The sequence below is a fragment of the Opitutus terrae PB90-1 genome (assembly GCF_000019965.1).
Classification (GTDB): Bacteria; Verrucomicrobiota; Verrucomicrobiia; order Opitutales; family Opitutaceae; genus Opitutus; species Opitutus terrae.
Genome location: NC_010571.1, coordinates 580,821 through 594,802, shown reverse-complemented (window position 1 = coordinate 594,802; position 13,982 = coordinate 580,821). Strand labels below are relative to the sequence as shown.

10 protein-coding genes are annotated in these 13,982 nt (G+C 66.3%); 6 read left to right on the top strand and 4 right to left on the bottom strand.

What is annotated here, in order from left to right:
• Positions 1–26: 26 nt before the first annotated feature.
• From aroE to OTER_RS02510, 3 genes are all read right to left on the bottom strand, one after another.
• The gene (gene aroE, locus OTER_RS02520) at positions 27–983 is read right to left on the bottom strand and encodes a shikimate dehydrogenase (protein WP_012373328.1); all 957 of its coding nucleotides are present in this window, start codon (positions 981–983) and stop codon (positions 27–29) included.
• 97 nt (positions 984–1,080) lie between these two features.
• On the bottom strand, positions 1,081–1,947 hold the full coding sequence (locus tag OTER_RS02515) for a transglutaminase-like domain-containing protein (protein WP_012373327.1): 867 nt from the start codon (positions 1,945–1,947) through the stop codon (positions 1,081–1,083).
• Between the two features lie 102 nt (positions 1,948–2,049).
• A complete protein-coding gene (locus OTER_RS02510; RefSeq protein WP_012373326.1) occupies positions 2,050–2,757 on the bottom strand; it encodes a YggS family pyridoxal phosphate-dependent enzyme in 708 nt (235 codons plus the stop codon).
• A 64-nt stretch (positions 2,758–2,821) separates the two neighbouring features.
• On the opposite strand from OTER_RS02510, the gene OTER_RS02505 reads away from it, so the two are divergent.
• Positions 2,822–3,706: a LysR family transcriptional regulator gene (locus OTER_RS02505; protein ID WP_012373325.1), complete on the top strand. Its 885-nt coding sequence runs from the start codon at positions 2,822–2,824 to the stop codon at positions 3,704–3,706.
• 91 nt (positions 3,707–3,797) lie between these two features.
• Entirely contained in the window at positions 3,798–4,298 is a 501-nt protein-coding gene (locus OTER_RS02500) for a TlpA family protein disulfide reductase (RefSeq protein ID WP_012373324.1), read from the top strand.
• 17 nt (positions 4,299–4,315) lie between these two features.
• Here OTER_RS02500 and OTER_RS02495 read toward each other — a convergent pair whose 3' ends face one another.
• Positions 4,316–5,902, bottom strand: coding sequence for a GH3 family acyl-acid amido synthetase (locus OTER_RS02495; protein WP_012373323.1), 1,587 nt, complete (start codon positions 5,900–5,902; stop codon positions 4,316–4,318).
• Positions 5,903–6,064: 162 nt separating this feature from the next.
• Here OTER_RS02495 and OTER_RS02490 point away from each other — a divergent pair, with 162 nt between their 5' ends.
• From OTER_RS02490 to OTER_RS02475, 4 genes are all read left to right on the top strand, one after another.
• Complete coding sequence (locus tag OTER_RS02490) at positions 6,065–6,871, top strand: RluA family pseudouridine synthase (RefSeq protein ID WP_012373322.1); 807 nt, start codon at positions 6,065–6,067, stop codon at positions 6,869–6,871.
• A gap of 164 nt (positions 6,872–7,035) precedes the next feature.
• A complete protein-coding gene (locus tag OTER_RS02485) occupies positions 7,036–8,349 on the top strand; it encodes an FG-GAP repeat domain-containing protein (protein WP_012373321.1) in 1,314 nt (437 codons plus the stop codon).
• Positions 8,346–10,106, top strand: coding sequence for a tetratricopeptide repeat protein (locus tag OTER_RS02480; RefSeq protein ID WP_012373320.1), 1,761 nt, complete (start codon positions 8,346–8,348; stop codon positions 10,104–10,106). The genes OTER_RS02485 and OTER_RS02480 overlap by 4 nt, the downstream gene beginning before the upstream one ends.
• 153 nt (positions 10,107–10,259) lie before the next feature.
• Positions 10,260–13,970: a CRTAC1 family protein gene (locus OTER_RS02475; RefSeq protein WP_012373319.1), complete on the top strand. Its 3,711-nt coding sequence runs from the start codon at positions 10,260–10,262 to the stop codon at positions 13,968–13,970.
• The last annotated feature ends 12 nt before the right edge of the window (positions 13,971–13,982 follow it).

The following is a 13,982-nucleotide window of genomic DNA, read 5'->3' as shown; positions in this document are numbered from 1 at the left end:
CCTGAAAACGGACCGACGCCGAGGGCTCACGGGGCCAGTGCGGCCAGGGCGGCCCGACTCATCGCCGTAACGGGAACCTCGGTGCCGCTCCAGAGCGCGAGCGAACGCGCACCTTGATGCACGAGCATCGAGAGCCCGTTGGCGTGTGGCAGTCCGAGCCGCGCGGCCAGCTGCAGCAGCGGCGTACGCGGCGGATTGTAGATCATGTCGTAGACGCCCGCCGGCCGTGGCAGCAGGGCGAGATCGAGTGGCAGGGGATCCGCCGCGCGCAGCCCCGCGCTGGTGGCATTGATCACGATCGCGCCGGCGGGCAGATCACGCGGGAGTTGGTCCGGCGCGAACCCGCGGACCTGCGTCGGCCCGGCGAGCGGCGCGAGCGATTCGAGCAACGCCTGGAGTCGCGCTGGCGTGCGGTTGACGATCGCCAGCGAGGCGCAGCGGCGACGCAGGCATTCGACCGCCGCGCCCCGCGCGGCGCCACCCGCGCCGAGCAGGATCACGGGCGCACCTTCGAGATCGAGTCCGAGGTCCGCGCGCAAGCCCAGGGCGAGACCATGACCATCGGTGTTATCGCCGCGCCAGCCATCGTTCGTGCGCAGCAGGGTATTGACGGCGCCGATCGGCTGCGCGTGGGGCGCGACGTCTTTCACCAGCTCGACGGCGAGCACCTTGTGCGGCACGGTCAGATTGAGGCCCAGAAAACCCGCGGCGTGCAATCGCGCGAGGGCTTCGGCGAGATCGGCGGGTGCGACTTCGAAACGAAAATAGCGCCAGTGCGAGAACCGCGCGTCGTGCGCCGCCATTTCCGCCAGCGCGGCCTGGTGCATCGCCGGGCTGATCGAATGCTTGATCGGCTGGCCCAACACCGCGAGCGCGACCCCAGCGAAGGACCACGCGTCGAGATCGCGCAGTGTGAGGACGTCGGGATTTTCGAATTTGGATTTCAGATTTTCGATTGAAACGGCGCCGGGCAGGGCGGGCAAAATCGAAAATCAGAAATACGGCCGGGTCTCGAAGGTCGGATCTCGAGGATCGGACTTTGAGAATCGCGCTCGGGACTCTCAGATCCGGGACCGCAGATTACGTCGTGTGCCGCTCGTAGGTGGCGTCGAACTCCTCCACGAAGCTCGCGAAGAGTTTCGCGTGATCGCTGTCGCCGCCAGCCTTGTAGTGGTTGACGAGATTGCGGCAGTTGCGGCACAGCACCTCGCGGATCGGCGTCGGCATCAGATCCGTGCTCTTCGGCACGATCTTGTTGGCGCGCAGGAGCGCGAACACCTCGTCGGTTTCGAGGAAGATGCCACCGTCGAACGGATCGATGAAGAACGGTTTTTTCTCGGTGAAGCAGCCGACGATAAAATGCCCCGGCAGGCCCACCGGCTCGAGCTCGAGGCCCAGCCGCTCCGCGATCAGCAGGTAGACCGTGCTAAGGGTGAGCGGGATGCCCTTCCGGCGCAACAGCACCTGGTCGAGCAGGCTGTTGAGCGGATCGGTGTAGTTCTCGACGTTGCCCCGAAAGCCCCACTCGTGGAAGAGCACGCGGTTCACGATCCGGCACTGTTCGCGGACCGTCGCGGGCGGAGTGATCAGCTCGCGACAGCGGTCGGCGATCTGGTCGAGCGCCATGCAGCAGGCCGCCACGTCGAGCGTGGGCGAGACGGTGCGGCTCAGCAGCAGCGCGCCGGTCTCGAGCTCGTAATTCAGCGAGCGAATGAACCCGAGGAACTCCGCCACCGGATCGCTGAACTTGATCTCGTCGAGATACCACAGCGCGTGGCGGGCAAGGATCCGATGCGAGCCATGCGCCACCTCCTGCAGAAATTGAACGGCCGGCTGGCCGAGAGTCACGAAATGCGCCAGCAACGCCTTGCGCACTTGCGGGGTGGGATCATCCAACAGCCCCAGAAACGCCTCCCGTGTCGCCCCGCTCAGACTCTCAGTTTTCACGCGGGAAAACGATGCCGTTTTCCCCGATGCAGCAATCAGGAAACTTGCCGCGGCGGCAGAAAAAAACTTGCGCCAGCGGGGCGAGTTTCGGCGTCGTGCAACTTATTGACCCAGGGCGGCGCGCGCTCCGAACAGCGCAGTACCAACGCGAACCGTGGTGCTTCCCTCGGCGATCGCCACGCGGAAATCGCTGGTCATTCCCATCGAAAGTTCCGACAGCGGCACGCCAAAACGCGCCGCGAGCTCATCGCGGAGCGTGCGCAGCGCGGCAAAGGTGCGACGCGCGACCTCGGGGTCCGACGACAGCGGCGCGATCGTCATCAGCCCCTCCACGCGGAGATGCGGGCGGCCCAGCGCCTGCTCCAGCAGCTGCGGCGCGTCCTCGAGCTCCGCGCCGAACTTCGCTGGATCGCGCCCCGCGTTGACCTGCAGCAGCACCGGCAGGGTTTTGCCGAGCTCCGCGGCCGCGCGATCGAGCGGATCGAGCAACTTCGCGCGGTCGACGCTTTGGATCCGGTCGAACTGCTGCGCCGCAATCCGCGCCTTGTTGGACTGAAGATGGCCGATCAACTCCCAACGCACGGAAGCCTGAGTCTGCGCACGTTTCTCGATCGCCTCCTGCACGCGGTTCTCGCCGACTGCGGGGAGTCCGTACCGCGCCACGTAATCGGCCGCCGCGGCCGGCTGGGTTTTCGTCACCGGCAGCAGTTGCACCTCACCGGGGCGGCGGCCGGCTTCTATGCAGGCTTCGACAATCGCCTTGCTAATGGCGTCGGCGGCTGCGCGAAACGCTTCGTAGGACAGGAACATCAGAATTGCTTGTTAGATCACCCTAAATTAGGTCTCTTTATGGTCGAGAGACAGACTGCGCACCATGCAAATCGAAAACTTCAAGATTTTCGCGGACTTGGTTGAGACCAAGAGCTTCTCGAAATCGGCAAAACTCAATGGCATCACCCAATCGGCGGTGAGCCAGCAGGCGCGGGCGATGGAGCGCCATTTCAAGACTCTGCTGATCGACCGGAGCCAGAAACAGTTTCAGCTCACCCGCGAGGGGCATCGGGTCTATGAATCGGCGAAGGAGGTCCTGCACACCTACGACAAGCTGTTGAGCGAGCTGCAGGAGATGAAGAAGGTGATCAGCGGCACCATCCGGATTTCCACCATCTACTCCATCGGACTCCACGAGCTGCCGCCCTACATCAAGAAGTTCCTTCACGATTACCCCTCCGTGAACGTGCGAGTTGAATACCGCCGTTCGAACCTCGTGTATGAGGACATCCTGCACAACTCGGTTGATTTCGGGCTTGTCGCCTTCCCGGTTAAGCAGCGGCAAATCGATGTGCTGCCGTTCCGCAACGACCACCTCGTGCTGATCACCCATCCGATCCACCCGCTTTCCAAGGCGGGCGAGATCGAAATGAAGCAGCTGACGTCACAGCGGTTCATCGGCTTCGATCCGGACATCCCGACGCGCAAGGCGGTCGACCAGATTTTCCGCGACAACAAGCTCGAGATCGAGCCGGTAATGGAGTTCGACAACATCGAGACGGTGAAGCGCGCGGTCGAGATCGACCACGGCGTGGCGATCGTCCCGCAGGCGACGGTGCAGCAGGAAGTCCAGCAGGGCACGCTCGCGGAAGTCCATTTCAAGGGGAAGGAGTTCACACGGCCGCTGGCGATCCTCCATCGCAAGGGCCGGGTGCTCACGCCGGCGATGAAGAAGTTCATCGAGATCCTCGGGCTGGACTTGAAGTGATGCGCGCGCCGCGCCGACGAGGTGTGGCCGCCGGGGTTGCGAATCGGGAATAACGCGCCACGGTGCGGACTCTCACCGTCCTCCCGTCACCATGAACTTGTCACGCCTTGCCTTCCCCGTGTTGTTGGTTGCTGCCGCCGTGCTCACGCACGCCCAAGCCGCGCCCGTTCCGCCCACGCCGGCGCCCGATTGGAAACTGAAGGACCTGATGGGGGCGGAGGTCAGCTCCGAGCAGTTCAAGGGCAAGGTGGTCGTGGTCGATTTCTGGGCTACGTGGTGCGGCCCGTGCCGGATGGAAATTCCCGGCTATGTGGCGCTGCAAAAAAAATACGGCCGCGACAAGCTGGCGATCATCGGCATGTCGGTCGACCGCGGGCCGGACGTGGTGAAGAAGTTCGTCGCGGCGAACAAGGTCGACTATCAGATCGTGATGGCGAACGACGACGTGGTGCAGGCCTTCGGCGGCGATGAGGGGATCAACGCGATTCCCACGACGTTCATCATCGATCGCACGGGCCAGATCCGCGACCGCAAGCTGGGCGCTGAGCCCACGGAGGAGTTCGAAAAACGGCTCGCGACCTATCTGAAGTAGCCCGCGTCCGACGCCGGCTAGTCGGGATTGAAGCAGGCGAGCGCGGTCAGGTTGTCCGCGATGCGCCGATCACTGCGGCTGCGCGGTACCTCCGTGGCGCTGAGCCGGGCCGCGTGGTGCTGGAGCCAGTGCGCGAAAAATCCCGGCATCACCAGCCGGACCACTGGGGCTTCCATCGCACCGCTGCGGCGTTTGGCGCGATAGCCTTCGTGCCGGCTGCAGAGTTCCTGGTCGAGGTGCCCGGCCAGGATCGGGCCCGTCGGGGTCGCGACCGTACCGGGCCGCAGCTCCACCCACCATTCGTGGCCGCCCCGGCTGGTGCCGGTGCGGGAGGGGAGGAACAGCGGCGCCACGTGGAAGTGCGTGATGCTCCAGGCGTGTTTCTGGCAAATGGATACCAGCGCCTCGGTGAGATCGCGCTCGGCGACGTGCTCGCCGAACGCGGTGAGTTGCGTGCGTGTACGGCCGGCGAACACCAGCCGCGGCGGCTCGGTCGAGAGGAAGCGCACGATATCGCCGCAGACATAACGGCAGAGACCGCCGGGTGTGGTGAGCAGCAGCACGTAGTCCTCGCCGGCGCGCACCTCGTGGAGCGGCAGTGCGCGCGCGCCGAGTCCGGCCGGGAGCGATTCGTCGTAAAGCGCCAGCGGGAGAAACTCGAAGAACAGGCCGAGATCGGCGAGCAGCCGCAGTCCCAGGGCGGGTTCGCCATCCTGCGCCGCGAACATTCCCTCGGCCGCCGCATACACCTCGTGAAAGCGTACGCCGGCGCCCGCGGCGCGTCGCAGCGCGTCGTGATACGGACTCAACACCGTGCCGCCCAGCACCAAGCACTCGAGATTGGGCCAGAGCGATTGCAGGGTGGCGGGCTCCGTGCCGGTTCGTTGCTCCGCCAGCGCCTCCGCGAACTCGAGCAACCGCGGCGGCCGGCCCGCAACCAGGCTAAGGTCCAGTCGGCGGGTGCGCGCGATGATCGCAGCGATTTTTTCTGCAGAATCCGGCTGCCGCGCGAGCTCGCTCCCCGGTTCATACAAATGCTGTTCGGCCCAGCGCGGCAGGCTGAGCGTCAGCATCGTGGCGAGATCGCCACCGAAGGCGGGCGGTACCGGCGGGGTGGTGAGTGGCGTGAGCTCGGTCGAACCGCTCAGGAGCAGATGCCGGCCGCGCAGCACGCCGGCGTGGCCTACGCGACTCGTGTAGCAGAGCATCGCCGCGCGCGTGGCCGCGCGAAAATGCGTAAGCATTTCTTCGCTGACCGGCAGTCGCCGGGGCTGCCCGGTTGTCGTGCCGGACGTCAACACGTAGAGCGCGCAGCGCCCCGGCCAGAGCACGTCGGCTTCGCCGCGCACCATCCGGTCGATCCACGGCGCCAATTGCTCGTAACTGCGGAGCGGGACGCGCGCGCGGAATTTCTCGTAGTCGAGTCCGGGCTCCAGGCCGGTGTCGCGACCGAACTGGGTCGCCGCGAGTTTCGGCAGCAACCGCCGGAAGGTCTGCTGCTGCTGGGCCCGCTCCATCGCGCCTTTCTGCTTGATGCGCCGCGAGGCCAGCGCCGTCTGAAAGCTGGTGCCGAGGACGAAGAGGCTTTTGGGCAGGACCGCCATCGGAACACGGGGCACCCGACAGCCAGTCCTCCCGGTAACCAAGCGGCAAGCGCATTCCGGCGTCGGCGACAAGCTTACCGCGTTTTGACTCGCGCGCGGCGCCTTTAACTTCCGCGATTCTTCGCTTCGCACCTCCCTGGAAATGCGTAACGTCTCCGTTCCATGCCGCTGCCGCCCATCCTGTTTGAAGACGATGCGATGATCGCGTTCGACAAGCCCAGCGGACTGTTGATCGCGCCCGATCGCTGGGACAAGCAGCGTGAAAACCTGATGGGCCTCGTGCACGCGCGCTTCGGCCATGGTGTCGCCAACGTGCACCGGCTCGATGCGGATACCAGCGGGCTGTTGCTTTGCGCCAAGACGAAGCCGGCGCTGGATTTTCTCAGCGGCCAGTTCCAGGCCAAAACGGTGCAGAAAACCTATCTCTCGCTCGTGGTGGTCCTGCCCCCGGAGGAGGCGATGAAGGTGGTAAAGCCGATCCGCGACGACGCGGGCGGGCTGCCGGACGCGTTTCAGGTCGATTTGGCCTTGGGCCAGGACGAACGGCAGCCAGGTCGGATGCGCGTGTTCAAAGGCCGCGGCGGCAAGGACTGCGTCACCGATTTTCGGGTGCTTGAGCGCTTTGGCCGGTTCGCGCTGGTCTCGTGTCATCCGCAGACGGGCCGGACCCACCAGATCCGGGTGCATCTGGCCGCGGCCGGGGCCCCGATCCTCAACGATCCGTTTTACGGCAACCCGGAGATCAAGCTGCTGCTTTCCGACCTGAAACGCCGCTACAAGGGCCGCGACGAGGAGAAGCCACTCATCGACCGACTGGCGCTCCACGCGAGCGAGCTCACTTTCCGGCATCCTGCCACTCGCGAGTTGCTGACGCTTCAGGCGCCGTTGCCTCACGAATTCGAGATTGCACTCAAATACCTGCGCAAATTCGCCGCGCCGGCGTCACGTCGCCCGCCCGGAGCCCGCTGACACACCCGTAGCGGCACGTTGCCCGCAATCTGCCGAGAATCGCTCGAAGTTTGCACCGAAGTGCGGCGGCCCCTGTGCCGATGTGACAAGACAACTCTTCCGGCCGGACCGGCGGTGCCGCCCGAGACTGCTCAGGCGCCGGCATCCTGTTCGGCCACGAGCTCATGGCCAACCGCTCCAAAACCACGGTGTTTCTCGTCTGCCTGTCGCTCCTCGCGCTCGGGGCGGGCAGCGCGTGGTTGTATCTTTTGCTCAACCCGCCCGCCCCTCCGCCGGAGTCCTCGCTGATCCCCGCTACCGCCGAGCGATCTGCGCGCGACGTGGCTTATCTATCCGTGCCGATCGGCTTGCCCGTCGAGGGGCACCCGCTGATCCCGCACCTCGCGCTGACGGATCTGGATGCGGATGGGCTGACGGACGTGCTGGTCTGCGACGCTGCCGCCAACCGCATCGGTTGGATTCGCCAGTCTCCACGCGATGTTTTCATGGAGACGTTCATCGGCGACCGGGTGATCGCGCCCGTACGCGTCAGTGTCTGTGACCTCAACCAGGACGGGCGGCCCGATGTGTTGGTGGCGAGTCTCGGCTCGAGCGAACCGACCAACGACCGCGTCGGTGCGGTCGTGGTGCTGGAAAATCTCGGCGAAGGGAAATTCCAGAACCGGGTGTTGATGGGCGACGTGGCTCGCGTCACGGACGCTCGCGCTGCCGACGTCAACGCCGACGGTCGCCCCGACGTGATCGTAGGCCAGTCCGGGCTCGCCCAAGGGGAGGTGCGCTGGCTCGAGAACCGCGGCGACTGGAAGTTCGAGAGTCACGCCCTCGCGGCGCAGCCCGGAGCGGTGTCGCTGGCGCCGGCGGACTATGACGGCGACGGGGATCTGGACCTGGCCGTGCTGTTCGCCGGTGAGCGGGACCAGGTCAGGCTGTTCCGGCAGGCGCCGGATCACGCGTTTTCGGATACGGTGATCTGGACCGCGACCCATGCAGCGTGGGGCGGCAGTGGGCTCGAAGTCTGCGATCTGAATCGCGATGGCTTCCCCGATCTTCTCCTGGCGAACGGCAACAGCTTCAGCGGCGGGTTGCCGGAACCCGAGCCGGGGCACGGACTGCATTGGCTGCAAAACCGCGCTGGCGCGTTCGAGGCTCATCGCCTCGGTGCGGCGCCCGGCTGTTTCAGTCCCATCGCCGTGGATGTGGACGGCGATGGCGATGTCGACGTCGTGAGCGTGTCGGCGATCAATCATGCGCTTGACCCGGCCTCGGTGTGGCTCACCGCGTGGCTCAACGACGGACAACAGCATTTTCGCGCGGAACCATTGGCGCGCGATCCGTCGCGCTTGATCTGCCTGGTGGCGGGTGACCTCGAAGGTAATGGTGTGCCGATGCTGGTCACCGGTGCGTTTCACGCGTATCCGCCGTTCGCCCGCATGACGCGGGTGACGCTTTGGCGGCGCACGGCGCCACCCCTCCCATGACCCGCCGGCAACTCATCCTCGGCCTTGTGCTGGTCGCCGCGACGGCGGTCGCGGGCACCGCGGCGTTCCGGCTCTGGCGCGAGCAATCGCGTGCGGCGCGGGCGTGGGCGGCCCTGCCGCCGACTCCGAATTTGATTCGCTGGCCGGCCGAGATGGTGGCTGCCGTGCAGGAGGCGGCTGCGGCCGTGCGCGCATCGCGCGACCCGGTGAAGCCGTTGGGCCAGCTCGCCATGCTCTATGTCGCGAATGGCTTCGGGAGCGAAGCCGAGCGGTTGCTGCACGCCCTGCGGCGATTGCAGCCGAAGGAGGCGCGCTGGCCTTATCTGCTCGCCGAGCTGCACCGGCGCGCGGGCGATCGGGATCGCGTCGAGCAGGCGCTCGAGATGACGGTCGCGCTCGCACCGGACTACGCGCCGGCCTGGCTGCGACTCGGTGACCTGATGCTCGAACAGAAACTGTTCGGCCGCGCGCAGCGCTGTTTTCAGCAGGCGAGCCTCGTGGCTCCGGGCGAAGTGCGGACACGGTTCGCGGTGATCGCCTTCGAGGCGCGGCACGGCCGGCGCACCGATCCGCGACCAAGCTTGATCGTGCTCGCCCGCGATAATCCTGGCATTCGGGAACTGCACGAACTCCTCGCGCAGTTGCATGCGGCTGCAGGCGATCCGGTTCGCGCCCAGCAAGAGCAGCGGCTGCTGGAGCGAGCGGACCGGCGACTGGGCATGCCGGATCCGTGGATGGAGGAGTTGCTCGAGCATTGCTATGAACCGAACCGGCTCCAACGTGCCGCGCAGCGTTTCGCCGCGGAGAAACGACTGGACCTCGCCGAATCGCTGCTGCGGCGCGCGACCTCGTTGAGCCCGGCGGATCCCACTCCGCGGTCGGCGCTGGCGCAGCTGCTGGTGAGCAGCGAGCGGATTCGCGATGCGCGCACCGTGCTCGAACAGGCGTTGGTGGAGTGTCCCGACGAGCCGATGGTGCCGATCGCGCTGGCGCGCGTGCTCTGCCAGGAGCACAAGCCGCTCGAGGCCGTGGCGATTGCGCAGGCGGCGCTGGCCTGCTGGCCCGAACACGCCGGGTTGCACGCGGCGGTGGGTTACGCATGGCGGGACGCCCGGGAGAACGAAACCGCGCTGGCGGCGCTGCGCGAGGCGCTGCGGCTCAACCCGACGCTCGTCGAGGCGCAGTACAACCTGGCTTTTTGCCTGATGGCCCTGCGCCAGCGCGAAGCCGCGCAGGTGGCGGTACAGCGGGCCCTGACCCTGCGGCCGGATTACCCGGAAGCGCTCGTCATGCTGGGCGGCCTCGAGCTGGACAATGGCGACGTCGCCGCGGCGCAACGGCACATTCTCGCATTGTTTGAACTCCGGCCCGACGAGCCCGGCTCGCGGCTGCTCTACGCGGCACTGCATCACGAACTCGGGAATCGCGCCCGTGATGAACGCAAATTCGAAGAGGCCGATCGACGCTATCGCGCGGGGCTCGAGGTTTCGCCGCAGTTCGCGCCCCTGCTGCACGAAGGGGCGTTGCTCGCAGCGCGGCGCGCCCAATATGGCCAGGTGGTCGAGTGGCTGGAACGTTATCTCCGGCTCGCGCCGCGCGATCTCGAGGCCTACATCCTGCTCGCCGAGGCTTATCGCGAGATCCAGCGGCCAGAGTTGCTGGAACGTGCCCTGGAGCGCGGCAGCGAAATGGCGGCGAAAATCGGTGACACGGCCAAGCATGCCGAATTCGAGACGCGTCTCGATCAACTCTACTGAACGAGGTACGGCTGAGTCGGGGAGCCGGAGCGAATCAAACCGGCTTTTCCGCCATGGATGTGCCGTAGGCCACCGAACCGCTGGCCGACCGGCACCGCGCGCCGTTTGGCGCGGCCTTGACTCACCGGCCGGAACTCCGTGCTTTCCGTCGCGATGCCTGCCTTCGCGAGTTACCCCGATCGCGCCCGTGTTGTTGCCCGCCGTCTCTCCGACGCGGGCCGGCTGATCGTCTTGATCGCCGCGGTGTCCGGGGTGCGTGCAGCCACCACCGAACCGATCGCCGAACCACTCGCACCGCGCTCGGGACCGCGCGGCGGCACGATGTTCGCCTCGCTCCCGCCGGAGCAGACCGGAGTGGTGGTGGCGAACAACTACGCCGATCCGAAGATGTGGTGGGAACGCCGCGAGGAATTCAAGTTCGGCGCGGTCGGCACCGGCGTCGCGGTCGGCGATTACGACAACGATGGCCGGCCTGACCTGTTCGTCGTCAGCAAGACGGAGACTTCGAAGCTGTTTCGCAACCTCGGCGGCTGGAAATTCGAGGACGTGACCGAACGCGCCGGGCTGCTGCCGCCCAAAAGCGTGCTGGCGGAAGGGGTCGCTTGGTTGAAGCGCAGCGTCGGCCAGGGCGATGCGCCTCCGGACGAGGCATGGAAGCAGGGCGCGACGTGGGCGGATGTGAACAACGACGGCTGGCTCGATCTCTACGTGTGCCGGTTCAACGCGCCGAATCTCCTCTACGTCAACCAGCGCGACGGCACGTTCAAGGAGGAAGCGGCGGCGCGCGGGCTGGCGATCGTCGACGCGAGCGGCATGGCAGCGTTCTGCGATTACGACCGCGACGGCTGGCTCGATGTGTATGTCTACACGAACATCCTCGACGGACAGACGAAGCCCAGCGGACAGCGCGACTATCTGTTCCACAATGCGGGCGACGGAAAATTCGTCGATGTGACGGAGCGCGCGGGAATCATCGGCGAGAATCAGGCGCATTCGGCGACGTGGTGGGACTACGACCAGGACGGCTGGCCCGACCTCTATGTCGCGAACGACTTCGCGGTACCGGACTCGCTCTATCACAACAACCGCGACGGCACGTTCACCAACCGGCTCGACGCGGTCGTGCCGCACACGCCGCACTCCTCGATGGGCTCGGATCTCGGCGACGTGAACAACGACGGTAGGCTCGACCTGTTCGTCGCAGACATGGCGACCACCTCGCATGCCGCCGACATGCGCGGCATGGCGAAAATCCGCTCGCTGCTCACGGGCATGGACGAAAGTGCGGCGGGGGCCCCGCAAACCATGCGGAACGTGCTCTATGTAAACACGGGCACGGGCCGGATGCTCGAGGCGGCGCATCTCGCGGGCCTCGAGGCGACGGACTGGACCTGGTCGCCGCGGTTCGAGGATCTCGACAACGATGGCCGGCTCGACCTGTACGTCACCAACGGGATGGTTCGTGAGCTGCACAACGTTGACCTGAACCAGCGGATGTCCGCGAGCGAGAGCCTGGCCGAAGGTGCCCGTGTGATGAAAGCGAGTCCGGTGCTCGTCGAAACGAACCTCGCGTTCCGCAATCTCGGTGATCTGCAGTTCGTGCCGGTCGGGCCGGAGTGGGGGCTCGACCGCAAAGGAGTGAGCTTCGGATCGGTGTTGGCCGACTTCGATGGCGACGGCGATCTCGACCTGGTTTACGGCAATTATCTCGAGGGCCCGTCGGTGTTGCGCAACGACAGCGCCGATGGGCATCGTTTGATTGTCGCGCTTCGCGGCACGCGTTCGAATCGATTCGGCGTCGGCGCCGTCGTGCAGATCGAGACCGCCGCGGGCCGGCAGGTGCGGCAACTCGTGCTCGCGCGCGGCTACAACTCCAGTAGCGAACCGATCCTGCATTTCGGATTAGGCGACGACGCGATCGTTCAGCGGCTAACCGTGAACTGGCCCAGTGGAGCTGTGCAGAGGTTTGAAAGGGTGAAGGCGGATCAGCGACTGACGATCACGGAACCGGCGGACGTCGTAGCCGGGGTCGCCGACATCGGTCCGGACTCAACGAGCCAGGCGAAAACGGACAAGACTTTTGCTGACGTCTCCGCCGAGATCGGCTTCGCGCTCGAAGCCCGCGAAGAAACGATCCCAGTCACCTCGGAACAGCCGTTTCTGCCGCTGCGGCTGAACCGGCGCGGTCCGTCGCTCGCGGTCGCCGACCTGACCGGCGACGGGCGCGACGATGTGGTGCTTGGCGGCACCACGCGCGACGCTGCGCGGCTGCTCGTGGGTGGCGCGGACGGAAAGTTCGTTGAAGCGAAAACAGCAAACATCGCTGCGCCCCCACCGCTCGTCGACGGGCCCGTGCTCGCGATCGATGTGAATGGCGATGGCGCGAACGATCTTCTGCTCACGAGGTCGGGCACGACGCGTCCGGCCGGTGCGGCGGATTACCAGCCGCGGCTGTTGCTGAACAACGGTCAGGGCGTTTTCCTCGCGGCAGACGCTACCGCGCTGCCCGTGCTGCCGATCAACGCCGGCGCCGCGGTGGCCGCTGATTTCGATCGCGACGGGCAACTCGATGTGTTTCTCGGCGCGCGATCGATTCCCGGACAGTATCCGCTGACTCCGCAGAGTGCGTTACTGCGCAATCGGGGCAGCGTCGGCGGGGGCTGGCAGGGCTTCGCTGACGTGACCGACGCGTGGGCGCCGGGGCTGAAGGAGATCGGAATGGTGACCTCGGCGCTGGCGACGGATGTCGATGACGATGGCTGGATCGACCTGTTGGTCGCGCTCGACTGGGGCCCCGTGAAATGTTTCCGCAACGACGCAGGCCGGCGCTTCGACGACGGGTCGGAGCGGCTGGGCTTCGCCGCGGCCGGCGCTGGGTGGTGGACCTCGCTGACGGCCGCGGATTTCAACGGTGATGGCCGGCTCGATTACGTCGTCGGCAATGTCGGGCTGAACACGCCGTATCGCGCGACCGCGGAGGCGCCCGCGCGGTTGTTCTACGGCGCGTTCGCTGAAAGCGGACCGCCGCTGTTGCTGGAGGGCTACTACGAGGAAGGCCGGCTTTATCCGCGGCGAAGCCGGAACGAGTTTGCGACGCGCATTCCGTCGATCATGCGCCGGTTTCCACGCAACGACGTCTACGCTCGCGCGACGCTCGGCGAGATCTTTGGGGAAGAGCGGTTGCAGGCGGCGCGGTCGTTTGCCGCGACGGAGCTGCGCAGCGGTGTCTTCCTCAGCCAGCCGGATGGCCGGTTCCGATTTGCGCCGCTGCCGCGGCTGGCGCAGATCGCACCGCTGCAGGGAATGGTCGCCGGAGATTTCGATGGCGACGGCCACGCGGACATTTACGCCGTGCAGAACTCCTATGCGCCGGTGCCGCTGGTGGGTCGCTTCGATGGCGGACTGAGCCAGCTGCTGCGCGGCGACGGGCGCGGCGGATTCGTGACGGTGTCGCAGGCGGAGAGCGGGCTCATCGTGCCGGGCGACGCGAAAGCGCTCGCGCTGATCGGCCTGCGGGGCGGTGGCCGGCCGGATTTTCTGATTACCCGGAACAACACGGCGACGCTGGCCTTTCGCAATAGCTCAGTCGGCGGTCGGCATGCCATCGCAGTGCGCCTTCGCGGTCCTGTCGGAAATCCTGCGGCGATTGGCGCGCGCGTGACCGCGGAGCTCGCGAAGGGTGCACGGCAGATCGCCGAGGTGCATGCGGGCGAAGGCTGGCTGAGCCAGTCCACCGCGACGCTGTTCCTTGCTTCTCCTGACGACCAACCGCTGCGACGGGTGCAAGTCCGGTGGCCGTCGGGCGCGAGTTCGACGCACGAGGTTGAACCCGGCGCAACCACACTCACGATCTCGGCGCCGTGAGCGAGCAACCTC